This window comes from Variovorax sp. OK212 (assembly GCF_900112425.1).
Classification (GTDB): Bacteria; Pseudomonadota; Gammaproteobacteria; order Burkholderiales; family Burkholderiaceae_C; genus Variovorax.
Genome location: NZ_FOLP01000020.1, coordinates 1 through 23,755, shown reverse-complemented (window position 1 = coordinate 23,755; position 23,755 = coordinate 1). Strand labels below are relative to the sequence as shown.

The window sequence follows — 23,755 nt, the reverse complement described above, 5'->3', positions numbered from 1 at the left end:
CATGGCCATGAAGTGCGCCCCGTCAGCCTGCCGAAAGGAGGGGCGCGGGGGGCGCGGGGGCCGCGTTGATCGCCAGTTGCGCGGCAAACGCCCGCTGGTAGGCCGGCCGCGCTTCGCCGCGAGCGACATAGGCAGCCAGGCTGGGAAACTCGTTCAGCAGGCCCGACGGCCTCAACCGGAGCAGCACCGACACCATCAGCAGGTCGCCTGCGCTGAAGCCGCCGTCCAGCCATTCGGCGTCGCCCAGGCGAGCGGCCAGTGGGGTCAGCCGGGCGCGCACCCGGTCCTCGACGAGCGACAGGCGCTCGGCCTTCCAGGGCTTGTCGCCTTCCACGAACTTGACGGTGACTATTTCGAGGATGGGCGGCTCGACCGTGTTGAGCGCCGCGAACATCCACATGACGGCGCGTGCCCTTGCGTTGGCATCGGCGGGGAACAGGCCCGGGTGGCGCTCGGCGATGTGCAGCACGATGGCGCCCGTCTCGAACAGCGCAAGCTCGCCTTCCTCGAAGGTGGGGATCTGGCCGAAGGGATGCAGCGCCAGGTGCGCGGCCTCCTTCATCGCGCGGAAGGACACCAGGCGCACCTCGTAGGGCTGGCCGGCTTCCTCCAGTGCCCAGCGCACGCGCGTGTCGCGCGCCAGGCCCTTGCCGCCGTCGGGCGAGCGTTCGAAAGCGGTGATGGTGATGGTCATCGTGAGTGCTTTTTTCGAAGAGTGCTGTGCGCGGGCATCAGGCAAATCCAGATCGTCAGTCGCCGGGCCTGCGTCTCGTGGGGTTGGTGAATTAAGCGCGGGGCGAAGGCACCTTGGCAATGCCTCTGCCGAAGCCCACAGCCCTTTGCACACGTTGCACGCATTGGAGGCCGTCTGCAAACGCGTGTCTGTCTGCGGCCTCCTGCGCGGGCTCGGCACCGACCCCACTGGCGAGCGCACGCCGGGTGCTTAGGATGCACGCAGGAGCACCCCGCATGAACGTCACCCTTCGCCAGCTCAGGTACTTCGTCGAGATTGCGCGCAGCCGCAGCTTTTCGCGCGCCTCGGAGCACCTGAACATCGCGCAACCCGCGCTGAGCCAGAACATTTCTTCGCTCGAGCAAGACCTGGGCAGCCCTCTTTTCGAGCGCCGCCCGCGCGGCGTCGAGCTCACGGCCGCCGGCCATCGCCTGCTGGCCAGCGCCACCGAGCTGCTGGCGCGCGCCGACGCACTCAAGGAAGACATCGTCGACGGCGGCGAGGCCCGGCCCACCGGCGCGGTGCGGCTGTGGGTGGCCGGCTCGCTGGCGGGCACGCTGGTGGCGCCGCTGTTCAAGGCGGTGGCCGCGCAGTGCCCGGGCGTGGAGCTCACGGTGCGCGAGGGGCTGTCGTTCGAGGCGTCCGCGCTGGTCGAGTCGGGGCAGGCGCACCTGGCCGTGATGCCCAGCCCCTCAGAGCTGCTGGGCATGGAGTCGCTGCCCATCTTCGAAGAACGCTTCATGCTCTTCGGCGCGTACGCGGCCATGCGCCGCAAGCCGCGAGAGATCGCTTTTTCCGATGTCTGCAGCCTGCCGCTGGCGCAGCCCGACCGCGCGCACGACCTGCGCAAGATCATCGAACGCGCAGCCAACGCCATCGACCGCCGGCTCGACGTGCGCTACGAACTCAACAGCCCGGCCATGCTCGTGGGCGTGGTGAAGGAGGGCCTGGCCTTTTCGATCATGCCGCCCAGCCCCTGCCACGAGGCCGTGACGGCCAAGGCCATTGCGGGGCGGCCCGTGGTGGGGCCCGAGCTCTCGCGCGTGCAGGCCGTGGTGTGGCCGCGCGACCGGCCGCTGAGCACGGCGGCAGCGGCGGTGCGCGACATGCTGGTGAAGCTGATCCGCGAGATGGTGCGCGACGGCCGCCTCGAAGGGCGCTTGATTGGCGCGAGCCATAAGAAAAAATGATCCCGCGCCATGCCGAGACAGTATTGGATTTGTCCGGCCCGCGCGATCACAGTCTCTTCGAAAGGGCGCAAGCACACGCCCTTGCAGGAGACAAACACATGGCACAAAAAAACGTCGTGGTCATCATGTCCGATGAGCACGATCCACGAATGATGGGCTGCTCCGGACATCCCTTTGTCCAGACGCCGAACCTCGATGCGCTCGCCGCTCGCGGCGTGCGCTTCACCAGCGCCTACACCCCCAGCCCCATCTGCGTACCGGCCCGCGCCGCCTTCGCCACGGGCCAGCGCGTGCACACGTTGCGCCTGTGGGACAACGCCATGCCCTACACCGGCGAGCAGCGCGGCTGGGGCCACGTGCTGCAGCAGCACGGCGTGCGCGTGGAAAGCATCGGCAAGCTGCACTACCGCAACGAGGAAGACCCCGCCGGCTTCGACGCCGAGCACCTGCCCATGCACGTGGTGGGCGGCCACGGCATGGTGTGGGCCTCCATTCGCAACCCCTACCGGCCGCGCGCCGACGGCCCGCGCATGCTGGGCGAGCGCATCGGCCCCGGCGAATCGTCGTACACGCAGTACGACCGCGCCGTGACGCAGCGCGCGGTCGAGTGGCTGCAGGATGCCGGCACGCGAAAAAGCGAAGGCGAGGGCGAGGGCGAGGGCGATGGTGCAGGCTTCGTGCTCTACGTGGGCCTCGTCGCGCCGCACTTTCCGCTCGTCGTGCCCGAGGAGTTCTACAAGCTCTACCCGCCCGGCCAGATGCCCGAGCCCAAGCTCACGGCGGCCAGCGGCTACCAGCGCCACCCGTGGGTGCAGGAGTACTGCGACTTCATGGGCTCCGACGAAAAGTTCGTCGACGAGGCCGAGCGCCTGCGCGCCTTCTCGGCCTACTACGGCCTGTGCACCTGGCTCGACCACAACGTGGGGCAGATCCTCGGTGCGCTGCGCGCCGCGGGGCTCGAAGACAGCACGCAGGTCGTCTACACCTCCGACCACGGCGACAACCTGGGCGCGCGCGGCGTGTGGGGCAAGTCCACGCTGTACGAAGAGAGCGCCAAGGTGCCGATGCTCATTGCAGGCCCCGGCATTGCGCCAGCAGTGTGCGAGACGCCGGTCGACCTGCTCGACCTGTTCCCGACCATCCTGCAAGGCGCGGGCATCGACCCCGCGCCCGAAATGGGCGACCGGCCCGGCCGCGCGCTCACCGACCTGGCCACCTCGGCGCCCGACCTGGAGCGTCCCATCCTCAGCGAATACCACGCGGCGGGCAGCAACTCCGGCGGCTTCATGCTGCGCAAGGGCCGCTGGAAGTACCACTTCTACGTGGGCTTCGCGCCCGAGCTGTTCGACCTGCAGGGCGACCCCGAGGAACTGCACGACCTGGCCGCCAGCCCCGCGCATGCGGAGGTGCTCGCGAACATGCACGCGGCCCTGCTCGCCATCTGCGACCCCGTGGCCGTCGACGCCCAGGCGCAGGCCGACCAGGCCGCGCTCATCGAGCACTACGGCGGCCTCGAGGCGGCGCACAAGCTGGGCTCGTCCACCTCGACGCCCGTCAAGCTGCCGGCCGCGGCCTGAGCCCATGGACGCGCGATTTCTCAACGACTGGAGCGGCGTTGCCGGCGGCACGCCGAGCGAAGTCCATCGCCCGGCGAGCACCGAGGAGGTGGCCGCCATCGTGCGCCGCTGCCAGTCGCAGAACCAACGCATCACCGTGCAGGGCGGCATGACCGGTCTTGCAGGCGGCGCGGTGCCCGGCGACGGCGACGTGGTGATCAACCTCGAGCGCATGAACCGCATCGAGGACATCGACGAACTCGAAGGCGTGATGCTGGTGCAGGCCGGCGCCACGCTGCAGCAGGTGCAGGAGGCCGCTGCGCAGCGCGGCTGGCTGTTCGCGCTCGACCTTGGCGCGCGCGGCAGTTGCCAGGTGGGCGGCAATGCGGCGACCAATGCGGGCGGCATCCGCGTGATCCGCTACGGCACCATGCGCGACGCGGTGCTGGGCGTGGAGGCCGTGCTGGCCGACGGCACCGTGGTGTCGTCGCTGTCGCGGCTGGTGAAGAACAGCACGGGCTTCGATCCGCGCTTTCTGTTCATCGGCACCGAGGGCACGCTGGGCATCATCACGCGGCTCACGCTGCGCCTGCATCCGCCAATGGGCGAACTGTCTGCGGCGTGGGTCTCGGCCTCGCGCTTCGAGGCGCTGCCCGAACTGCTGCGCACGCTCAAGGCGCGGCTCGGCGCGTCGCTGTGCGCCTTCGAGTTCATGTCGGGTGCGTTCGTGCGGCTGGCCTCCAGGCTTTGCGACCAGGAGGCGCCGCTGAATGCATCGGCCGACTGGCATGTGCTCATCGAGGCGGCGGGTGCATCGGGTGCATCGGCTGAAGACGCACTGCAGGCCGCGCTGGCCGACGCGCTGGACGCCGGCGTCATCGACGACTGCGCGCTGGCTTCCAGCATTGCGCACCGCCACGCGTTCTGGCGCCTGCGCGAGTCGATTCCCGAGGTGCTCACGCACCTGAAGCCGGCCGCGGCGCTCGACATCGGCATGCCGTGGTCGCAGACCGCCGGCTACATGCAGGAAGTGGAGGCCGCGCTGAAGCAGGCGCGCCCCGATGCGCAGCACCTGTTCCTGGGCCACCTGGGCGACAACAACCTGCACCTCATCAGCGGCCCGGTCGACGCGCAGGGCCTGCATGAAGTGGACGACATTGCCTACCGCGCGCTGCAGGGCCGCCACGGCACCATCAGCGCCGAGCACGGCGTGGGCCGGCTGAAGAAGCCTTACCTGCACATGACCCGCTCGCCCGGCGAGATCGGCCTCATGCGCCGCCTGAAGCAGGCCATGGACCCGGCGCACCTGCTGAACCCGGGCCGGATATTCGACGACGATAAAAACGGAGACACACGATGCAACGCAGAACCGCACTCACCGCACTAGGCGCGTCCATGCTCGGCGCGATGGCGCCCGCATGGGCGCAGGGCTTTCCCAGCGCACCCATCAAGCTCATCGTGCCGTACTCGGCGGGCGGCGGCGCCGACGCCGTGGCACGGCTGCTGGCGCTCGGCATGGGCGAAGAGCTGAAGCAGGGCGTGATCGTCGACAACCGCGCGGGCGCGGGCGGGATGGTCGGTGCCGAGGCCACGGCCAAGGCCGCGCCCGACGGCTACACCGTGCTCTTCGGAGGCAACCCCGAGCTCACCATCGTGCCGTGGCTGCACCCCAAGCTGCCCTATGCGCCGCTCACCGACTTCACGCCCGTGGTGCTCGTGTCGCAATCGCCGAACGTGCTGGTGGCCAACGCGTCGCTGTCGGCCAGGACATTGCGCGCCGCGCTCGACGCCGCGCGCAAGGCGCCCGGCGGCATCACCATCGGCACGCCGGGCAACGGCACGCCGCAGCACATCGCGGTGGAGCTCCTCAAGCAGCAGACCGGCATGGACATCGTGCACGTGCCGTACAAGGGCGCGAGCCCGGCGACCGTGGCGGCGCTGGGCGGCGAGGTGTCGTTTGCGCTGGTGGGTGCGCCGCCGCTGTTGCCGCACCTGGCCTCCGGCAAGCTGGTGCCGCTGGCCGTGACCCAACCCAAGCGCTCGCCGCTGTTGCCCGAGGTGCCCACCGTGGGCGAAGCCATCGGCATGATGCGCGACGACGACTTTGTGGCGTGGTACGGCGTGCTGGTGCCCTCGCGCACGCCGCCCGAGGTGGTGAAGCAACTCGAGAAGGCCGCCTTTGCCGTGCTCAAGCGGCCCGACACCAGGGCCAAGTTCGCGGCGCTGGGCACCGACCTTGCGGCGATGCCGGGCGACCAGTTTGCGCAGCGCATGCGCAACGAGACCAAGCTCTACGGCGACATCATCAAGCGCTTCGGCATCAAGGCGGCCTGACGGCCGGCGGGTTCAAGGGCAGGCCGAGCGGCACACCTCGAGCACCTCGTTGCGCAACCAGCGGTGGGCCGGGTCCTGGTCCAGGCGCGGATGCCAGGTGGCCGCCACGATGAAGGGTGTCGTGCGTACGGGCAACTCGAAGTGCTGCAGGCCGGGCACGGACTGCACGCCGTGCACGCCGTGCACGGCCTGCGCGGAAATCAGGTCCGGCGCCAGCGGGTTGCCGAGGCAGGAATGCGGAACGACGGCGAGCAGCTCCGAGCGCCGCGCGACCTGCATGGCGTTGGTAGCCGGCTCATACCTTGCTCCGATCGGCGCGCGCCCTTGCCGCGGGCGCTTCGCCGCTGGCCACCTGCTTGAACGCCCTGGCGCGCGGAACCAGCATGCCGACCTCTCTGCGATAGGCGCGATACCGCTCGCCGAATTGCGCCAGCAGGTCGCGCTCCTCGAAGGCAATGCCGATGAGGGTGTACGCACTCAGCCCGAGCGCGAACAGCAGTCGCCCGGCCGTCATGACCGGCACGCACCAGAAGCCCAGCAGCAGGCCCACGTAGAGCGGGTGCCGCACGTAGCGGTAGAACAGCGGCGTCTTGAAGTCGCTCTGCGGCGCGCTGCGTTTCGTCAACGCGGCAAAGGCCTGCTGGAGCCCGAACAGCTCGAAATGGTTGATCAGGTACGTGCTCACCACCACGACCAAGCAGCCGAGCCCGAACAGGCCCCACAGCAGCGCCACGGCCGCTTTGTTCTCGACCCGCCACACGACCGGCGCGGTAATCGGCACCCACAGCCAGAACATCAGCGCCAGCACGACGCAGGTGGCCACCACGAAGGTGCTGCGCTCGACCACCGCGGGAACAACCCGCGTCCACCAGCGCTTGAAGCCGCGGCGGGCCATCACGCTGTGCTGTACGCCGAACAGAACCAGCAGCAGCACGTCGGTGCCGACGGCTTCGATCCACCCGGTGGTGGCGCCCACGTCGACCGACTTGGGCACGTACAGGTTGCCGCTGAAGCCGATGAAATAGGTCAGGGTGGCCATGCACGCCACGTAGGCGGCCAAGGCGTAGAGAAACGAGAGCAGTGCGCGCACGGTGATCTCCTTGTGCAGCTGAAAGCGCAAAGATAGGAGCGGGGCGTCCCTTCAGCGTCCCTCGGCGTCCCTTCGCATCCCTCTGCGTCGTTCCGCGTCCCTCCACGCCGCTTCCGCAATCCCTTGAAAGTCCCTAGGCAACGCCACCCCGCGCGGTTATAAACCGCGCAATGCCTCGCTCCTCCAGATCAGCCCCCAGTGAGCGGCCGCGCCTGGAACTGCAGCTATTCGGCGTGCCCACGGTCGTGGCGCAGGGGCATGCAACCTCGCTGTCGCTCAAGCGCGCCTTCGCGCTGCTGGCCTACCTCGCGTACCACCCGGGGCCGGTACCCCGGGCGCACCTGGCCACGCTGCTTTGGCCGGACGCCAGCGAAGCGACGGGCCGCACGCGCCTGCGCAGGCTGGTCTACACGCTGGAGGGCGCGGTCGCCTGCAAGGTGCTCTCGACTGAAAACGACTGCCTCGCGCTCTTGCCCGGCATGGTCGAGACCGATGCGCTGCGCTTCGCACAGTTCGCGCGCCGCGCCGTTACCGCGCAGGCGCTGGACGACGCCGCGCTGACCGAGGCGCGCCAGTGGATTGCCAGTGCACGCCGCACGCTGCTGGAGGGCATCGCCTTCGGGTCCGAGTCTTTCGACGACTGGCTGAAGGCGCTTTCCATCGAGCACGAGCACCTTCTGGCGCGCCTGCTCGAGCGGGTCGTCGACGCGCTGGCCCGGCGTGGCGAGTTCGCATCGGCGCTCGAACTGGTCGAGGTTCTCCTGGCGCTGGATGCCTACCGAGAACCCAGCTACGTTCTGCTGATGCAGCTGCATGCGCAGCAGGGCCACAGCGCCGGTGTCGAGGCCGCGTACACGCGCTGCGCGCAGGTGCTGCGCGCGGAGTTCGGCATCAGGCCCGGTCCGCAGACCGAGGCGGCCTACCTGCGCATGACCGAAGACCTGCAGCGGCTGCTGTCCCACCGTGTCGAGCGGCCCGCCGTGCGCTTCGCCGAAAGCGCGGCCGGGGCCATTGCCTACACGGTGCTCGGCGCGGGCGAGCAGACCATGGTCATCTGCCCCGGGTTCGTGTGCCACATCGAACTGGCCATGGATCACCCGCCGCTGCGCGCCTGCGTGCAGGCACTGGCCGAGCGCTTTCGCGTCGTGTTGTTCGACCGGCGCGGCATCGGCCTGTCGGAGCGCCTGCGCGCCGCGAGCACGCCTGACGCGCTGGCTCACGACATCGCGGCCATCCTCGACGACGCGGGCGTGCCGCGCGCCTGGCTCTTCGGGTCGTCCGAGGGCGGCCTGGGCGCGATGCGCCTGGCCGTGGACCGCCCGGAGCGCGTGAGCGGGCTGTGCCTTTTCGGGGCACTGGCGCGGGGCTGCGCCGCGCCCGACTATCCGTGGGCCTTGCCCGCGGCCGCATACGACGTCTGGCTGAAGCGGCTCGTTGCCGGTTGGGGCGGGCCCGTGGGCATCGAGACCTTCGCGCCCAGCGAGCAGGGCGACCCCGCGCTGCGCGCGTGGTGGGCGCGCCTGGTGCGCCACGCCGCGTCGCCCGGCGGGCTGGAGGCCATTCTGGCCGGCCTGCGCGATGCCGACATGCGGGCCGAGCTGGCGCGCATCGGCGTGCCGACCCTAGTGATGCACAGGCGCGGCGACCGCGCCGTGCGGTTCGAAGCAGGGGAGCATCTGGCCCGGAGCATTCCCGGTGCGGTGTGGCAACCGCTGGAAGGCACGGATCACTTCTGGTGGAGCGGGGACAGCCAGCCGGTTGTTCAGGCGGTGTTGAAGTTTGCGGGGGCATCGCACTGAAAACCATCTCGGCGCAAGCGCGTCAATAGAGAAAAGGAGCAAGGGCACACGGCCGTTCAGCCCGCAAACTCCGGCTTGCCTTCAACTCCCGGCCCTCAGGCCCGAGACCTCAGATGCAACGTCGAACCTTCGTGGCCGCCATGGGCGCAACCCCCGCCTTGCATCCGTTGCTGGCCGCTGCACAAGACGACCCCTGGGGCGCCGAGGCCGGCTACCCGACGGGCTGGGGCACGCCGCGAGGGCTGTCGCGCGAGAAGCGTTTGTACGTGGGCAACTTCTCGGGCGGCTTCGAGACGATGCTGCCGAACAACACCATCCAGTGCGGTGCCGAAGACCCGTTGCGCGACAAGCCCCGCACCGACCTGCGCTACCGCCTGAACGGCGTTGCCAGGAGCCCCGACGACTACATGGCCGCCTGGCCCGTGACCGGCCTGCTCATCGCGCGGCGTGGCGAGGTGTGGTTCGAGAAGTACCAGTTCGGCCGCAGCGCCGACATGCGCATGACGGGCTGGTCGATGTCCAAGAGCGTGACCTCGCTGTTGCTGGGCATCACGGTCGACCGCGGCAAGATCACCTCGCTCGAGGACACGGCCGCCAAGTACGTGCCGTCGCTGGCCGGCACCCTGCACGGCGAAACCAGCCTGCGCAACCTCATGAACATGTCGAGCGGCGCCGACATCGTTCACGAGCAAGGCAACAACACCCTCTACCCCGCGGCACTGACCGGCCCGCGCGCAAACATCGAGCAGACCGTGCACAACTGGAACACGCGGCGCGAACCCGCGGGCACGCGCTTCAACTACAACGAGCTGTGCCCGCTCACCATTGGCATGGTGCTGCGCGCGGTGAACAGCATGAGCATGTCGGAGTTTGCCGAGCAGGCCTTGTGGAAGCCGCTGGGCGCCGAAGCCAACGCCACGTGGCTCACGGACGCTCATCACAACGAGTTCAACTGCATCGGGTTTGCAGCGCGCCTGCGCGACTGGAGCCGGCTGGGCCGCCTGGTGGCGCAGCGCGGGTATGCCAACGGCAGGCAGATCGTGAGCCGTGAATGGATGGAGAGCTACAGCCGATGGGAAGCCAACGAGGCGCAGGTGCGCTACGGGGCGCTGGGCAAGCCGGCAGGCGCGGCCTACAAGGCCTTCATGTGGCACGCGAAGGCGAACGGCACACGGCCGCTGTTCAGCGGTGCGTATGGGCAGCGCGTGCTGGTGGACCTTGAGACGGAGACGGTGATGGTGCAGACGGCGGTGGATGAGGTGGGGGATTGGGCGCGGGAGATGTTTATGTTGTTTCAGGGGGTGGTGGGGGTGGGGTGAATGGTGGGTGCAGGGCTGCTTTGCAGCGATTGCCGCCAATGGCGCGCGCTCCGTCAATTCACGGTGACGGCCGCATTGCAATCGTTGAAAGCCCTCGACACATGTCAAGTGCAATGACCGGTTGCCGGCAATGGCATGGCAAAGTCGACGGTGACGGTGACGGTGACGGTGACGGTGACGGTGACGGTGACGGTGACGGTGACGGTGACGGTGACGGTGACGGTGACGGTGACGGTGACGGTGGCGATGACTGGCCCAGAGAGCTGCTGGGAGGATATCTTGGGCGTCTGCCCATGCCTCTGCACACTGACAAGAAGGAGGAGGTCAACGCGGCATGCATGCCGATCAGGTATTGGAATCGGCGGCGCAAGCAACTTGCATCAGCGCGGTCAATCCCGTACGCTGGCTCGGCGTCCGCGCGCAACACTCGAGCCCTTGCGGGCCGCCGGGCCGGCCTTGCGGACGCGCAAAGGAGTTCAGCCATGCCAAGCCGATCGAACAGCCTCGCGGCCGAAATGGAAGCAGTGCGAACGCTGGCGTTCGTTGGCGCCGCAGCCACCGGCAAGAGCTCCCTCGCCGAGGCCTTGTTGTACAAGGCGGGTGCCATCGGAGCGTGCGGCAGCATCGAGCGCGGCAGCACCGTCAGCGACCACGACCCGCTGGAGCGCCGCATGCAGCACTCGCTCAACGCATCGGTGATGCACCTCACGCATGCCGGCACGCGCATCCACTTCATCGACACGCCCGGGGGCCCCGACTTCCTCGGCCAGAGCCTGCCGGCGCTGGAGGCGGTCGAGACGGCGGCAGTGGTCATCAATGCCGTCACCGGCATCGAGCCGATGACGGTGCGCATGATGGCGTACGCGGCCTCGCGCCACCTCGCCCGCATGATCATCGTTAACAAGATCGACTCGCAGGGCGTCTCGCTGGCGGGCCTGCTGGCCGACATCCAAGCGACCTTCGGCCGCCAATGCCTGCCGCTGAACCTGCCCGACCGGGTCGGCAAGCGAGTGGTGGACTGCTTCTTCAACCGCTTCGGGCAGTCCGACTTCGGCCCCGTCGAAGCAGCGCATCGCGCGCTGGTGGAGCAGGTGGTCGAGGTCGACGCGGCCTTCGTCGACCGTTACCTCGAGGAGGGCGACGTGGATCCGGCCGAGCTGCACGCGCCGCTCGAGCAGGCGCTGCGCGAAGGTCACCTGATCCCGGTATGCTTCGTCTCGTCGCGCAGCGGTGCCGGCGTGGCCGAGCTGCTGGACGTGATCGTCAAGCTCCTGCCCGACCCGACCGAGGCCAACCCGCCGGACTTCATCGTTGGCGAGGGCGCAGAGGCCCAGCCCATGGAGGCCAAGCCCGACCCGACGCTGCACGTGCTGGCGCATGTGTTCAAGGTCATGATCGACCCCTATGTCGGCAAGATGGGCATCTTCCGCGTGCACCAGGGCACGCTCACCCGCGACAGCCAGCTCTACATCGGCGACGGCCGCAAGCCCTTCAAGGTGGGGCACCTGTTCATGCTCCAGGGCAAGGACCATGTCGAGGTGTCGCGCGCGGTGCCGGGGGACATCGTGGCGGTGGCCAAGGTCGAGGAGATCCATTTCGACGCCGTGCTGCACGATGCGGCCGAAGACAGCCATGTCCATCTCGCGCCGCTGGCGTTCCCGGTGCCGGTGCACGGCCTGGCCGTGGAGCCCAAGCGCCATGGCGACGAGCAGCGCGCCTGGGAGATCCTCGGCAAGCTCGCGGCCGAGGATCCCTGCCTTCGCATCGAGCATGTGGCCGCGACCAACGAGACGGTGCTCTACGGGCTCGGCGAGCTTCACCTGCGCATCGTGCTCGAGCGCCTGCGCGAGGTGTACCGCTTCGAGGTCCTGACGCGATCGCCTACCGCGAGACCGTGACCGTGACCGCGCCCGCCGAGGGCCACCACCGCCACAAGAAGCAGACCGGCGGCGCCGGCCAGTTCGCCGAAGTCTTCCTGCGCATCGAGCCGCTCGCGCGCGGCGCGGGGGTCGAGTTCGCGGACGAACTCCGGGACGGCGCGATCCCGGGCCAGTTGATCCCCGCTGTCGAGAAAGGCGTGCGCGAGGTGCTGGCGTGCGGCGCGATCGCCGGCTACCCCGTGGTCGACGTGCGCGTCGTGGTGCACGATGGCAAGCACCACAGCGTCGACAGCAAGGACATCGCCTTCGCGACCGCCGGCCGCAACGCCTTGATGGCCGCGATCCGTGAGGCCCGGCCAGTCGTGCTCGAGCCGATCGTCCAGATCGAAATCGCCGTGCCTGAACATTCTGTCGGCGATGTCACAAGCGACCTGTCGTCGCGGCGCGGCCTGGTCACTGGCACATCGGTCATGGGGGGCGGCACAGTGGCCATCGGCGGGCAGGTGCCCGAGGCCGAGCTGGCCAACTACCAGTCGCGGCTCAATGCGATGACCGGTGGCCAGGGCCGGTACACCATCGCGTTGTCGCACTACGAAGCCGTGCCGCCGACCGTTCAGCAGACGCTGATGGGCCAGTGCAGGGTGCGCGAAGACGCGTAGGAGAAGCTCAGAGCAATTCGAACGTGATGTCCTGTGCGCCTACAGCACCTTGTTGCCGAGTGAACGCAACTGTTCTTTGCACTTTGCCTCTCGCTACTACCCGCAGATAACGCAGACGCGATTTTGCTGAACTGGCTGGCTGGCCCAGGCCGCCCTGCTGCTCTTCTTGCACGCACGCCGCCGAGCAATCGACTAGGGCGTATCGTGAGGTCAAAATGCTTCCTCGCTCGGCTATTGCGATCACCCTAATTCTTGTGGCACATGTCCGATACGCAGCGTGTGCTGTCCTTCGACCTTATGAGTTCGGCGCCTAAAAGGGGGCGCTCAACGTTCGCGGTAAACGGACGCGCCAACTGCGTTGGCGCAGGTCAGCTTGACCGAAGAATTAAAGGAGACCGAGTTTTCAGCTGTCGTGAGATTCGAGGGCGCTGATTGGTGCGGAAGCGGCCTCGTGGGCTGACGTGTCAGTTGCCACAGCTTCAGGCCATAGTCGCAATGTCACACCCGCCCGTCCCCACTGCCGAACAAGGTATGTAAGACGCCCGTCATTACCCTTGCTCGGCGGTGCCTTCCCGCCGATTCCGCCACCGCCGGCACGCGCATGCGGCACCAAAACGCATTACGTCAAGCAGACCGACCCCTTAGTAGCACTCCCACCCGACCACCTGACCACCATCGCCCTGGATCACAAGTAGGTTCCGTGCCGCGGCCGCCCTTGACCTAGCTGCGGCAAGAAGCACGTCTTTTGATGCTTCGATCTTGACTGCGGTGGATCGCCCTTCGAGCTCCTCTCGCCATTTACTTCCAGCAGGAAAAACCTTGCGGATGGTGATGTCGGCGGCGCTTACCTTAGCTTGTCCGTGAAGGTACGGTGCGTCGTGGAGCCGCAGCTTTGAGAGCGCGCAGGACAGAAGGGCATCGAAGCCAATTGCGATGGCAAGAGCCTCCTTCGAAAATTGCTGTAAGTCAGTTTGAGGCGTGTCGGCATGGGCGACATGCGCAGCGCGGTGTCTCCGAATAGCGGCAGACCTGTACGTCTCATCCAGGGGAAGAGCAGCGAGACTGAGACGCGACGCAATTCGAGTGATTTCTCCCCAAGGATTGTCGATTTGAAAGCATTTCAGCATTCCCTTGATCGTCTCGTCTTGAACGTTGGCTTGGTCGTATCCAAGCGCATGCGGCGTCAAGTTGTACGCCGCCGTCGCCGTAGAGGCTATTTTTTGAGTGTGCTCCTGCGCGTACAGGATGCGGTCGGACTTGTTGGGGCGAAGTCCCATCTGATAGCTGATCGCTGATAGGGCCTCAAATGTCACCGCATATTGCAGTTTTTCCGGAAGACGACCGAAGGGAACGTTAGTTGAACCAACTTCGGACAGGACCTCTGAAATTCGCGACTTGATGAAGTCTTCGAGAGCGGCAAACCCGACGACGGCCAAACCGTTTCGGAGCATGCGCGCCACATCATTGTGCGCCTGCTCGGTCAACGGTCTCGCTTGGACTGCGTCAATGCCTAGCGAGTTGACTAGTGAGGCAATCCTGCTATTGAACAGCGAGCGCGCATTCGACATAGTCAAGCTGCGGCAATGGCTTTGAGAATCTCGTGCATCCTTTGAACACGCGTCCGAACGGCCGATGGCGTGTTCGTTCCTTGTGACACAGCCTTCGCAAAATCTGCGTTATCAAGAAAAAGCTTCTTTGTCGCGTTCACCACAAGCTTCTTGTGATTGACAAGCGCATTTGTCGCGCTCTTTGGCAACATGGCAACGGCAATCATCTGCGCGTCATACAGCGGTGAAATGAGTTGGTCACGCCACCCAGCTGTGTTGGGCTTATGAAAGGCGTGAGTCCCCCAAATCTGCTCGCATATGCCGAGGGTATTGAGGAACAGATTCTTTTGCATTGCTGAAGCTTTTTCTCTATGCTTGGCCATGTACTCATCCATAGCTTCGCTAAGCGAGCCACCTGTTGCCTGCCATCGCTCGTGGAGTGTGAAGAATCGAAGGACGTGCTCGACGTCGTCCATGTTCCGGAACGCCGCGGACTTGTCATTTGCAATCTTTAGTCTATTCCTGAGGAACGGTGCGGCTGAGAGTTCGAAGAGCATGTCATTTAGCGCTCCCGCATACGCCACATTCCGAATCTCCTGATTCTTCAACGTATCGCCGCCAGTGTTCAGTCGAAGGAACACCTCGTACTTCAAGCCCGGGTCGGATTGCTTGAGGAGGGTGGTCACACGAATGTATGGACGAACCGTGAGGGCGTTCTGCAACTGGACGGGAAGGTCTTTGAATCGTGACCCTTCCAACTCGGGAAACTTCTTGAGGTCTCGAAGGCGCAATTCTCCGCTCAAGAAGTCCTGGATGGCGGTAATTCGCTGCTTTCCGTCGATGACGCTGTACTGCCCGTACTCGTCCTCAGATAAGTAAATGGGCGGAACAGGGACGTTAAGCAAAAACGACTCAATCAAAGCCGACTGCTTGTCCGAGGGCCATCGGTCTCGACGTTGATAGTGCGGTGAGACGTCGATTGCCTGTTTCTGGACCATGTCGTAGATGGCAAGCAGCGAAAAGTCGGACTGCTGAATTACCAAACTGTTCTGTGCGGCCTTGAACCGATCAGTGATGTCTTTTTGCATTGGTATTGGTTCTCTCGCCGAAAGGCAATGGGGCATTATGTGGTTGATTTCAATGTCAACTTTCAGTGGGCAAGTGGCATGCGGGTCGAGATACGCAGTGAGGCCAGCAAATGTCTATGGGCGAAGGCGATCACAAGCAGGCCAAGACCCGCCTTACCCCATTCGCTGTGCCACAGCCTCGCGACTCATCTCCTTCTGGCTGGCTGCGACATTCGAATGCTCCAGGAATCTGGTGGGCACGCGGATGTGGCCACGACGATGATCTAATGCCAGATTCTCATGGCTGGGCGGTGGCACGCTGTGCGAAGCCCCCTGGACGCCTGCGTGGTATGGAGTTGCCTCGAAGCAGCCCTTGGTGAATTTCAGCAATCAGTCTGAAGCGGTCCCAGGACTGATGTCCAAACGAGGCAGGCCACGGAACCCGCAAGCCCGCCAAGAAAACCTCGCAGCCTGCGTCAGCCCCTCTCGTTCCGCGCCTTCTCACTCAACTGAAACAGCTCCTCCGCGTCCTCGGCCATGTCCGCCAGCACCCAGAGCACGGTGTCCAGGTGTTCGCGTGCTTTTCCATCGAACCAATCGACGACGCCGCCGTAGCAGAGCCAGGTCATCGATCTGAGTTGCGTCAGCTTGTTCTCGAGCAAGTCCGTCGGGTCTTGCGTGTTGCCGTCGCGGGAAGATGCTCGCGCGCGGCGGCGGGCTATAGTCTTGGAAGCCATTTGGTGTGCGCCTTTCGAAAGATATGCACGTCACTTGGTTAGACGGCCATGGGTGTTACTGCACCTTGGCCGTCGCCTTTTGATACCTCGCATTTGCATCGTTGCTTGCGCACCGACAACCCGCCGCGAGGCCAAGCGGTTGTTGTTCATCTGTTCATCGATCTGTTCATTGACCAGGGCTGCTGACGCGGCCGATGCGGTGTTGCCTTCCATGCCCCCTTGGCGGGGTGTTGAGTGACAGGGGCATTCACTGTAGGCAAGCGCGGGGCGGCGTGCCCGCGCGGCGCGTCATGAAGTCGCGATTAGCGCCAACAAATACAGTTTCGGCCGCGGGACCTTGCACAGAGGTCGTTGGTACTCGTCTTGTCGGACAACGACCACGACACAGAGTGGAAAAGACCGAGTCGCAGCGCGTAACTTTTGCCACCGAATGGCAACGGGAGGCGTGGCTTCAAGTTCGTTCGATTCGCGGCGGCGCTCTTCCATCCAACATGGTCGATTTCACTTCAAGCAGCGACGCTTCAACCCTCACGGCAGCCGACGATGTGCTCGTGCGATGGGTGCGCGCCGACCAGCTGCTTTCGGTGCGCCGCAGCGTTCGCGCGGTGGTGCCTTCGGGCATGGCGGTGGGCCTGGCCGCGGCCGGGGTCGCCCTGTACTCGTCGGCCTCCAGCACCGAGCCGCTCGCTTGGTTGCTGCTGGTGGTGCTCTCCAACGCGTTCCGGGCGTTCGTGTGCCGCTCGGTGCGCGCGTCGGAGCGAAGCCCGGGCGGGCTCGACGAGCTGGGCATTGCCGGGCAGCTTCGGCTGGTCACGCTGTCGTCGTTTCTCTCGGGCTGCGTGTGGGCGCTGTTGCCCATGTTCTGCAGCAGCGAGGTGCCGTCGCAAACGCTGTTCTTCATGACGGTGGTGTGCGGCGTGTGCGCCGGCTCGGTGATCTACAGCGCGGCCTATGCGCCGGTGCCGGTGGCCTTCGTCACGCCCGCGCTGCTGTCGGTCACGGGCTGGCTGCTGTGGACCGGCGGGTTCTATCACAACGCGCTGGCGTTGATGGTGGTGATGTACCTGGGCACGCTCGTTCACGCCTCGCTGCGCGGCGATCGCGCCTACCAGGTCAGCAGCCGGCTGAAGAACGAGGCGCTGTTCATGGCCTCGGAGCTGCGGCAGACGCATGCGCAGTCGAGCCGCACGGCGCGCGAGCTCGACTTTCGGGCCAACCACGATTCGCTGACGGGCCTGTTCAACCGCGAAGGCTTCTTCGAGGCCGCCTCGCGCTTCAACCACGCCATGGGCTCGCGCCACGACCACGCGGCGCTCATGCTCGACCTCGACGGCTTCAAGGCGGTGAACGACGCCTTCGGCCACAAGACGGGCGACCAGGTGCTGCAGGACGTGGGCCGGTGGCTGCAGGCGCGGCTCGCGAAGCACGACGCGGTGGTCGGGCGCTGGGGCGGGGACGAGTTTGCGGTGTTCTATCACCCGCGAGGCGAACAGGTAGGGCAGGGCGGGAAGGAAGGGCATGAAGGGCAGGGCGCGCAGGGCCCGCACCAGGGGCCTGACGCTCCGGAGGCGGTGGCGGAGGAGCTGATCCGCTCCATCGGCCAGGCCACCTCGAGCTACGGCGGCCAGTTGGGCCTGAGCATCGGCATCTGCACGGGGCACGACTGCTCGGTGGCCGAGATGCTGAGCTTTTCCGACGAGGCGCTGTACGAGGCCAAGCGCCTGGGCCGCAACCGTTGCCACCGCTTCGACCACGCGCTGCACAGCCGCCTGCTGAGCCGCCGCGACATCGAGCGCGACCTGGCCGAGGCCATTGCCTCCAACGCCATCTGCGTGTGGTACCAGCCCATTCTGGGCGAGGGCGGGCATCGCCTGCACAGCCTGGAGGCGCTGCTGCGCTGGCAGCACCCCAGGCACGGCTGGGTGGCGCCGGCCGACGTCATCTACGCGGCCGCCAACACCGGGCTGGCCGAGCGGCTGCTGCGGCACATCCTCGGCGAGATCTGCAAGGGCATCGAGCAGCTGTCCGCGGCCGGCGCGCGCTTCGACGACGTGCCGGTGGCCATGAACGTGTCGCCGCGCGAAATGTCGCAACTGCCGGTCGACGCCATCGTGCTCGACTGCCTTGCGAAGCACGGCCTGCCCACGCACCGCTTGCAGATCGAGATCACCGAAGAGGTGGCGCTCGACACCTCGGCCGCCAAGATGCGGCTGCGCGCGCTGGCGGAGGCGGGCATCTCCATCGTGATCGACGACTTTGGCGTGGGCTACTCGTCGCTCGCGTCGCTGCGCGGCGAGCATGTGCGCCAGGTGAAGATCGACCGCAGCTTCATCCTCAACCTGGCGTCTTCGCCCGGCAGCCGGCTGATGGTGGAGGCGGTGATCCGGCTGGGCCAGTCGCTCTTCATCGAGGTGGTGGCCGAGGGCGTGGAGAACCGCGAAGAGCTCGAGGCCTTGAAGGCGCTGGGCTCGCCCTTGCTGCAGGGCTACTACTTCATGCGGCCCGCGCCGCTCGCCAAGGTCATTGCATGGGCCGAGCAGCGCGAAGACGCGGCCACGGCGCAGTCTTGAGGGCTTGCGTGCTTTGGCTGCGGCATGCAGGCCATCAACCCAGCGTGTCGAACAGCCGGAAGATCCAGGAGAGCTGGTAGGCCAGCATGGCAATGACGAAGGCCGTGTGAAAGCGCTTGCTGGCCGTTCTGGCGGCCACGACGCACAGCACCACCAGGATGGGCGTGCGTATCAGGTACTCTGTGGCAAAGCGCGCGAAGTGCGCCTCGCCCTTGACCAGCGTGTCGGCCACGTCGAGCAGGTAGGTGGCCGCCAGCAAGCCGAAGAACCACGCGCGCCGTGCGTAAAAGTAGTCTTCATAGCTCGCGTAGTCCTGCATGCTGTCGGGGAACAGCAGCGCGCACAGCAGGAACAGCACGATGGCGTAGCTGACGATGAAGGCATAGGTGCCAAAGGTCCAGATCTCGACCTGGTACAGGCCAAACTCCCACCACCAGAAGTGCACCAGCGCCAGAAGAATCGAAGCGACCCAGGCCAGGTGAACGCCGTACAAGCGGTACTGGTTCGGGTGCTGCACGATGCGCGCAAGGCCCGAGAGCAACCGCGTGAGGCCCAGGCCAATCACCATGCCCATCACCACGCGGATGTGCAGGAAGATGTCGTTGGCGGAGAGGGCTGCCTGGTGCATGGCGGGGGGGTGGTTTGGAACGCCTTTGATGGCTGGAGGCGGAGGGTATGTGGCGTCGAAGGGTTGCCTTGCTGCGCGCCCTTGGATTTTGGCCCAATGCGCCATTGAACCTGCGCGGCATTCAATGCTGCGCCTTTTGTCCGTTGTGGGGGTGATGCTCAGCGACGCGCTTTGCGCCCCTTGGCGGACATCAGGCCCTTCTAGAAGCGGACGCCCAACGCGAACGGCCGGAATGGGCAGCGGATCGTGTTGAAAAAATCCCCAAGATCTTGGGAACTGGCGCGCCGTTTGCATGCCTCTCGTCATCGACGGCGGTACGCATCATGATGGGTCAGAGCATCGTTCAGGATCGGCTGTTCTACGCATTCGATCTCGAAGGTCACGTGCCGCGCGATCACCTCCTGCGAGGCGTCGACCGATTCCTCGATCTCGGAGAGCTGGGCCAACATCTAGCGCCGCTCTACAGCCACACCGGCCGGCCAACCGCACCGCCTCTGCATTTTTCGGCGGCACGGTCAGGCAACACCCACTCTCGGCATCAAGCCGATTTACGACTTGACCAGACGTTTCCTAGTTCGTGATCGCGCGGATGCAACGAGACCAAAAGTTAAAGTTCTTGGGTTGCTCGATGGAAAATCCTCGAGGACTTTTTCGAACGAAGTACACGTATGCCGAATTTGCCGGATCCAGTGCGGGTTCGGTAGAACTCCAGTAATAAATCTGGAGTTGATCAATGATTCCGTTGGCCACCAGGTTGGCGTCAACGTTCTGAATGGCCCCGCCAGTTGACCCATTGCAACTGACGCCAAGATCGACAACAGCGGTTGAAGAAAGTTCGCAGATCGCCGGCAAGTACCAGTTCGTGTAGCGACCGTCAATCTTTTCGGTGCAAGTGCGCGCCAAAGAACCTTGACTCGTGCCCAGTGCAGCAACGATTGCTGCGGTATTGGAAGCGCCATCGGTCGAGCTCTGGCCGCCTGTATTAATGCCGATCCCGCCAAAAGACTGAAAACCTGAATTGGTCGAAAGCGCGGCGACCTTCCCTCCGATGCTCCCCGTGGGAGGCGTGGTGTCATCCACGGCAAACAGATAGCCTGACTGGTAGACGCTGCCATAGCCCAGGATGCTGATCGTTGAGGTGACTGCGGCAGTGTTCTCACCCTGAACGGTCAGAACGAGCGGCGTCGGCGCAGTGTCGGACGGCGCTGCGGTGGGCGTTGCTCCGGGCGCAACCGTCAGGACGCAGGTGCTGCCAGCAGCGATCGGGCCGCAAGCCGCAGGAGTGATCGTCGTGCCGGCCGGTAAAGCCGGCGACACCGAGTAGGTCACGGCCTTCGCTTCATACAGTCCGGTGTTCGCAATCGTGATGGTGCGGGGTGTCCCTGTGAGGGCGGCGTTCACGCTCGGTGCATTCACCGACAGAGCGAGCTTTGAAACGCTGGATGAAAGCGTCGTTGGTGTTGGTGCGGGCGGCGGCTCCGTGGCGGGTGCTGGCGCTGGGGGGGCAGGAGGAGGAGGAGCAGGAGCAGGAGGCGCAGGAGCAGGAGCCGGAGCCGGAGCCGCAGGGATGGTGGGAAAAGCGATCCCGCCGCCGCCACTCCCGCCGCCGCACGCCGTGATGAAGAGCGCTGCCAGCACGCCGCCGGTCCCACGAAGACGAAACCTCAAATGCCGCCGTACCATTTCTACAACCCTCTTGTCACTATTAATAGTGCGGGAGAGTAGTTAAGAGTGGTTGTTCACGCTATACCCGAGAACAAGTAGAAGGCATTCCTGCGGAACGGCAGTGTTCATTGGTCGACGCGCCATTGAACTTTCGTAGGCGGGCGGAGGATGGCCGCCGATTGCAGCTACATTCCGGCCGGGGCGCGGGAGAATGCGATCAACAGCCGGAGCCGGGACCAGTCATTCGACAGCTTGCTTCAATTCACACGAAGGCGCTCCAGGGGGCAGTCCGCCCGTGGCGCTAATGCGTAGCGCACCCTTCAGACCTCAGGTCGAACATCCGGCGGCGCCCGGTACACCAACACCTTCAGCGACCGCTCGTCGGACACGTCGGGAAAGGTGCTTGGATTCGCCAGTCTCTCCACGAAATCCAGCTCTGGCGCCAGTTCGCTCATTTGCTCCTGCAGGAATTTTGGTCCCAGTTCTGGGGCATTGAGGCATAGCAGGACAACGCCGTCGGGCTCCAGCAGGTCAGGCAAGCGCTTAATCAGCCGGGCGTAGTCCTTGGTCGCAACGAAACTTCCCTTTTGATAGCTCGGTGGGTCAACGATGACCAGCCCGTAAGGGCCTCCGCGCGTGATTTTCCCCCACGAACTGAAAAGGTCATGGGGAAGGAAGCTCGCGCCGGCGAGCACGCCGTTGGCGCGGTGGTTCTGTTGCCCCACCGCCAGAGCGCCCTTGCTCATGTCCAGGTTGGTGACGTGCCGGGCCCCTGCCTGCAATGCGACCACAGAAAACGCGCAGGTGTAGGCGAACAGGTTGAGCACCTTGACGCGCGACCGGGCGTCTGGGCGCGCCTTCACAAACGCACGAACCCAGCGCCGTCCTTCGGCCATGTCGAGAAACAGCCCGTGGTTCTGGCCCCGGCCCACGTTGACGCGATAGCGAGCACCCTCCTCGGTGACCCAATGCGGGTCGGGCACCGAACCGCCCATGAGCTGTGTGCTGCTCTGGCCTTCATGCCGGCACTGAAACACCCATTGCAGCGTTTCACCCGGTGCCACCTGTGACCAGCGACGCTCCAGTGCGGCGCCAATTGCAGCCAGTTCGCCGTCGGTCGCAGGCTTGAAGCTGGTCAACACCCAAACCGGTGGGAAAAAGTCCAGCGACAAGTGAGCGCACTCGGGATGAAGCCCACCGCGGCCGTGGAAGATGCGCTGCGCGTCCACCGGTGCGGACATTGAAGCGATTGCGTCGAACAGGGGCTGCATAGGCAAAGGCTCTCATTCTGACCGGATATCGCGGTGGTCCTGGCCAAGACTTCACTGGGCGAACTGGACCGCCAAGCCTCGGAAGAGGCCGGAAGCACCAGAAGCATGCTGACCACGAGCACACCTGCTCCGGCGACGAAATCCAACCAGCCGATTTCATCGCGAAGGAGCTGAGGGCGAGCCTTGCCGCCAGCCATCCTTCAACCAGCCAACGTGGACTGCGCATAGGCAAACGCCTCACTTCCATCGAGCCGCAGGACATTCACTTGCGAGAAGAGGCTCTCGACGACCGGCAACAGGTGTTCCTGGTGGCTGGGCGGGAACGCAGCCGCCGACTGCAGCAGACCTTGCCGGCTGCGGCACCCTTCAAACAGGCTTCGCTCACATCCTGACCATCACCAATACGGGTGGGGCGGCTCTGGGATTGCGGATTTGCTTCTGACGGACCTGGCCGCCGGGACGGAAGCGGCCGAAGTCAACACCTGGGGTACAACTTTGCGACGCGAGTCGCGGGGAGGTACGCAAGAGAATGCGCGAGCGCCCCGGTAGCATGACGGTCGGCGGTCGGCCAAAACCAATCATTCGCAACAGCTCACAAAAATGGACGTCACACGCATCCAGCGCTCGGTTTTCTACCGGTATCAGCACGTGACCGGTACGAAGTGCGTTTTAGTTTCCGTCCGATTTGGAAAGTCTCCGCCGAGCGGCCCTCCGGTGATTCGGCTACTTGCGATGAACCGAACGGAGAGCGCGCTCCAGTTTGATCTGGCGAATCACGTGTCAGAGATACTTGCTGGCGTTGCTCGGGCAAATTCTGAACATGGAACCTGTCTCGAAGTCGAAGCGATTGAAGTGGGTCCTGACGACTACCCAGGAAAGGGACAGGCTGAGCATGCGGCGTATCAAATCGCCTTGGCCGTGGGCCGGGGCGTCGTATAGCTGCAGCCGGCCAGGAGCGGCCGTTCGCTGGTCCGGCAGAATGCGCCCCAAAGCGGTCTGTCATCTGGGCAGCGGCAGCCCTTACCAAGCTTTCAGGTCAGACGTGACCCAAGGAAATTTGGGGTGACAACAACTTGCCACGGCACAACGGGAGGAGAAAATCATGGCTCAAGGGAATCAGTATCTACGAGGGGGATTTGCCAAAGGGACTCGTGTGCAACTGCGCGATTCGCATTGCGCGATCGAAGAAGTTCAGTTGGGCGACGAAGTGCTGGCTGCACACAATGAATCGCCCCGGCTTTCATGGAGGCCGGTTGGTTTAAGTCATGCCGCCATCGTGGCGGTCTGACTGGCGAGTTGCCAGTAATAGTTTGCCTCAGCTTCTGCAGGCGGGATGTAGCCGATGGGTTCGAGCAGGCGTTGGTGGTTGAACCAGGACACCCATTCGAGCGTGGCGAACTCCACCGCCTCCTTGGTCTTCCACGGTGCCCGGCGATGGATCAGCTCGGCCTTGTAGAGGCCGTTGATCGTTTCGGCCAGGGCGTTGTCGTAGGAATCGCCTTTACTGCCCACTGATGGCTCAATGCCAGCCTCGCCCAGTCGTTCCGTGTACCGGATGCTGACGTATTGCGAGCCGCGATCGGAGTGACAAATCAAGCTGCCGTCACGCTCGGGCTGACGGTCGTACAGCGCTTGCTCCAAAGCATCGAGCACGAAGTCCGTGCGCATCGAGCTGCTGACCCGCCAGCCCACGATGCGCCGGGCGAACAC

Annotated in this window: 21 protein-coding genes and 2 pseudogenes; 12 read left to right on the top strand and 11 right to left on the bottom strand. The window is 65.3% G+C overall.

Going from position 1 to position 23,755, the window contains the following annotated elements; all coding sequences use genetic code 11:
• Window positions 1–22: 22 nt before the first annotated feature.
• Window positions 23–694 (bottom strand): glutathione S-transferase family protein, encoded by a 672-nt coding sequence (locus BM004_RS33305; protein ID WP_093219897.1) that lies wholly within the window; start codon window positions 692–694, stop codon window positions 23–25.
• 275 nt (window positions 695–969) lie between these two features.
• Here BM004_RS33305 and BM004_RS33300 point away from each other — a divergent pair, with 275 nt between their 5' ends.
• The 4 genes from BM004_RS33300 (at window position 970) to BM004_RS33285 (ending at window position 5,813) form a co-directional block, all read left to right on the top strand.
• On the top strand, window positions 970–1,923 hold the full coding sequence (locus BM004_RS33300; protein WP_093219895.1) for a LysR family transcriptional regulator: 954 nt from the start codon (window positions 970–972) through the stop codon (window positions 1,921–1,923).
• Window positions 1,924–2,021: 98 nt separating this feature from the next.
• The gene (locus BM004_RS33295) at window positions 2,022–3,500 is read left to right on the top strand and encodes a sulfatase family protein (RefSeq protein ID WP_093219893.1); all 1,479 of its coding nucleotides are present in this window, start codon (window positions 2,022–2,024) and stop codon (window positions 3,498–3,500) included.
• Window positions 3,501–3,504: 4 nt separating this feature from the next.
• Complete coding sequence (locus tag BM004_RS33290) at window positions 3,505–4,866, top strand: FAD-binding oxidoreductase (protein ID WP_093219890.1); 1,362 nt, start codon at window positions 3,505–3,507, stop codon at window positions 4,864–4,866.
• Window positions 4,836–5,813: a Bug family tripartite tricarboxylate transporter substrate binding protein gene (locus BM004_RS33285; protein WP_093219888.1), complete on the top strand. Its 978-nt coding sequence runs from the start codon at window positions 4,836–4,838 to the stop codon at window positions 5,811–5,813. Before BM004_RS33290 ends, BM004_RS33285 begins: the two co-directional genes overlap by 31 nt.
• 12 nt (window positions 5,814–5,825) lie before the next feature.
• On the opposite strand, the gene BM004_RS33280 is transcribed toward BM004_RS33285, so the two are convergent.
• Together BM004_RS33280 and mddA are read right to left on the bottom strand one after the other, a co-directional pair.
• The gene (locus BM004_RS33280) at window positions 5,826–6,092 is read right to left on the bottom strand and encodes a type 2 periplasmic-binding domain-containing protein (protein ID WP_093219887.1); all 267 of its coding nucleotides are present in this window, start codon (window positions 6,090–6,092) and stop codon (window positions 5,826–5,828) included.
• 16 nt (window positions 6,093–6,108) lie between these two features.
• Entirely contained in the window at window positions 6,109–6,903 is a 795-nt protein-coding gene (gene mddA, locus BM004_RS33275) for a methanethiol S-methyltransferase (RefSeq protein ID WP_218152762.1), read from the bottom strand.
• A gap of 233 nt (window positions 6,904–7,136) precedes the next feature.
• Here mddA and BM004_RS33270 point away from each other — a divergent pair, with 233 nt between their 5' ends.
• Entirely contained in the window at window positions 7,137–8,702 is a 1,566-nt protein-coding gene (locus BM004_RS33270; RefSeq protein WP_177206692.1) for a bifunctional AfsR/SARP family transcriptional regulator/alpha/beta hydrolase, read from the top strand.
• 113 nt (window positions 8,703–8,815) lie between these two features.
• The gene (locus BM004_RS33265) at window positions 8,816–10,021 is read left to right on the top strand and encodes a serine hydrolase domain-containing protein (protein ID WP_093219882.1); all 1,206 of its coding nucleotides are present in this window, start codon (window positions 8,816–8,818) and stop codon (window positions 10,019–10,021) included.
• A 104-nt stretch (window positions 10,022–10,125) separates the two neighbouring features.
• Here BM004_RS33265 and BM004_RS41645 read toward each other — a convergent pair whose 3' ends face one another.
• Window positions 10,126–10,326 carry a hypothetical protein gene (locus BM004_RS41645; RefSeq protein ID WP_177238195.1) on the bottom strand — a complete coding sequence of 67 codons (201 nt, stop codon included), beginning with the start codon at window positions 10,324–10,326 and terminating at the stop codon, window positions 10,126–10,128.
• A 177-nt stretch (window positions 10,327–10,503) separates the two neighbouring features.
• Between BM004_RS41645 and fusA the strand changes: the two are divergent.
• Window positions 10,504–12,560 (top strand): annotated as a pseudogene (gene fusA, locus BM004_RS33255) (elongation factor G).
• A 641-nt stretch (window positions 12,561–13,201) separates the two neighbouring features.
• Here fusA and BM004_RS33250 read toward each other — a convergent pair.
• Both BM004_RS33250 and BM004_RS33245 read right to left on the bottom strand, forming a co-directional pair.
• Complete coding sequence (locus tag BM004_RS33250; protein WP_143072599.1) at window positions 13,202–14,044, bottom strand: hypothetical protein; 843 nt, start codon at window positions 14,042–14,044, stop codon at window positions 13,202–13,204.
• 86 nt (window positions 14,045–14,130) lie between these two features.
• Window positions 14,131–15,195, bottom strand: a complete 1,065-nt coding sequence (locus BM004_RS33245) for a DUF262 domain-containing protein (protein ID WP_093219874.1) — start codon at window positions 15,193–15,195, stop codon at window positions 14,131–14,133.
• A 27-nt stretch (window positions 15,196–15,222) separates the two neighbouring features.
• Between BM004_RS33245 and BM004_RS42170 the strand changes: the two genes are divergently transcribed.
• Window positions 15,223–15,462 (top strand): tyrosine-type recombinase/integrase, encoded by a 240-nt coding sequence (locus BM004_RS42170; RefSeq protein ID WP_093219872.1) that lies wholly within the window; start codon window positions 15,223–15,225, stop codon window positions 15,460–15,462.
• Window positions 15,463–15,650: 188 nt separating this feature from the next.
• Here BM004_RS42170 and BM004_RS33235 read toward each other — a convergent pair whose 3' ends face one another.
• On the bottom strand, window positions 15,651–15,911 hold the full coding sequence (locus BM004_RS33235; RefSeq protein ID WP_093219869.1) for a hypothetical protein: 261 nt from the start codon (window positions 15,909–15,911) through the stop codon (window positions 15,651–15,653).
• Between the two features lie 545 nt (window positions 15,912–16,456).
• Here BM004_RS33235 and BM004_RS33230 point away from each other — a divergent pair.
• Window positions 16,457–18,481: a putative bifunctional diguanylate cyclase/phosphodiesterase gene (locus BM004_RS33230; RefSeq protein WP_256220166.1), complete on the top strand. Its 2,025-nt coding sequence runs from the start codon at window positions 16,457–16,459 to the stop codon at window positions 18,479–18,481.
• Between the two features lie 34 nt (window positions 18,482–18,515).
• On the opposite strand, the gene BM004_RS33225 is transcribed toward BM004_RS33230, so the two are convergent.
• Window positions 18,516–19,109 carry a hypothetical protein gene (locus BM004_RS33225; RefSeq protein ID WP_093136196.1) on the bottom strand — a complete coding sequence of 198 codons (594 nt, stop codon included), beginning with the start codon at window positions 19,107–19,109 and terminating at the stop codon, window positions 18,516–18,518.
• 323 nt (window positions 19,110–19,432) lie between these two features.
• On the opposite strand from BM004_RS33225, the pseudogene BM004_RS42535 reads away from it, so the two are divergent.
• Window positions 19,433–19,603, top strand: a pseudogene (locus BM004_RS42535) (IS5/IS1182 family transposase); the annotation flags it as partial.
• A gap of 76 nt (window positions 19,604–19,679) precedes the next feature.
• Here the strand turns inward: BM004_RS42535 and BM004_RS40975 are convergent.
• The gene (locus BM004_RS40975) at window positions 19,680–20,510 is read right to left on the bottom strand and encodes an Lcl C-terminal domain-containing protein (protein ID WP_177206689.1); all 831 of its coding nucleotides are present in this window, start codon (window positions 20,508–20,510) and stop codon (window positions 19,680–19,682) included.
• A 29-nt stretch (window positions 20,511–20,539) separates the two neighbouring features.
• Here BM004_RS40975 and BM004_RS41635 point away from each other — a divergent pair, with 29 nt between their 5' ends.
• Window positions 20,540–20,728, top strand: a complete 189-nt coding sequence (locus tag BM004_RS41635; RefSeq protein ID WP_177206688.1) for a hypothetical protein — start codon at window positions 20,540–20,542, stop codon at window positions 20,726–20,728.
• Between the two features lie 366 nt (window positions 20,729–21,094).
• Here BM004_RS41635 and BM004_RS33215 read toward each other — a convergent pair whose 3' ends face one another.
• Window positions 21,095–22,045: a class I SAM-dependent methyltransferase gene (locus BM004_RS33215; protein WP_093219862.1), complete on the bottom strand. Its 951-nt coding sequence runs from the start codon at window positions 22,043–22,045 to the stop codon at window positions 21,095–21,097.
• A gap of 1,102 nt (window positions 22,046–23,147) precedes the next feature.
• Between BM004_RS33215 and BM004_RS40970 the strand changes: the two genes are divergently transcribed.
• Window positions 23,148–23,333, top strand: coding sequence for a hypothetical protein (locus BM004_RS40970; RefSeq protein ID WP_143072597.1), 186 nt, complete (start codon window positions 23,148–23,150; stop codon window positions 23,331–23,333).
• On the opposite strand, the gene BM004_RS33205 is transcribed toward BM004_RS40970, so the two are convergent.
• Window positions 23,309–23,755 (bottom strand): DDE-type integrase/transposase/recombinase (locus BM004_RS33205; protein WP_143120475.1); only part of this gene is annotated, 447 nt, incomplete at its 5' end. The genes BM004_RS40970 and BM004_RS33205 overlap by 25 nt on opposite strands.

Bases quoted from the DNA above. Each gene is read 5' to 3' on its own strand.
- BM004_RS33305 (WP_093219897.1), bottom strand. From the start codon at position 694: ATGACCATCACCATCACCGCTTTCGAACGCTCGCCCGACGGCGGCAAG.
- BM004_RS33300 (WP_093219895.1), top strand. From the start codon at position 970: ATGAACGTCACCCTTCGCCAGCTCAGGTACTTCGTCGAGATTGCGCGC.
- BM004_RS33295 (WP_093219893.1), top strand. From the start codon at position 2,022: ATGGCACAAAAAAACGTCGTGGTCATCATGTCCGATGAGCACGATCCA.
- BM004_RS33290 (WP_093219890.1), top strand. From the start codon at position 3,505: ATGGACGCGCGATTTCTCAACGACTGGAGCGGCGTTGCCGGCGGCACG.
- BM004_RS33285 (WP_093219888.1), top strand. From the start codon at position 4,836: ATGCAACGCAGAACCGCACTCACCGCACTAGGCGCGTCCATGCTCGGC.
- BM004_RS33280 (WP_093219887.1), bottom strand. From the start codon at position 6,092: ATGCAGGTCGCGCGGCGCTCGGAGCTGCTCGCCGTCGTTCCGCATTCC.
- BM004_RS33265 (WP_093219882.1), top strand. From the start codon at position 8,816: ATGCAACGTCGAACCTTCGTGGCCGCCATGGGCGCAACCCCCGCCTTG.
- BM004_RS33245 (WP_093219874.1), bottom strand. From the start codon at position 15,195: ATGCAAAAAGACATCACTGATCGGTTCAAGGCCGCACAGAACAGTTTG.
- BM004_RS42170 (WP_093219872.1), top strand. From the start codon at position 15,223: ATGGGGCATTATGTGGTTGATTTCAATGTCAACTTTCAGTGGGCAAGT.
- BM004_RS33235 (WP_093219869.1), bottom strand. From the start codon at position 15,911: ATGGCTTCCAAGACTATAGCCCGCCGCCGCGCGCGAGCATCTTCCCGC.
- BM004_RS33225 (WP_093136196.1), bottom strand. From the start codon at position 19,109: ATGCACCAGGCAGCCCTCTCCGCCAACGACATCTTCCTGCACATCCGC.
- BM004_RS33215 (WP_093219862.1), bottom strand. From the start codon at position 22,045: ATGCAGCCCCTGTTCGACGCAATCGCTTCAATGTCCGCACCGGTGGAC.
- BM004_RS40970 (WP_143072597.1), top strand. From the start codon at position 23,148: ATGGCTCAAGGGAATCAGTATCTACGAGGGGGATTTGCCAAAGGGACT.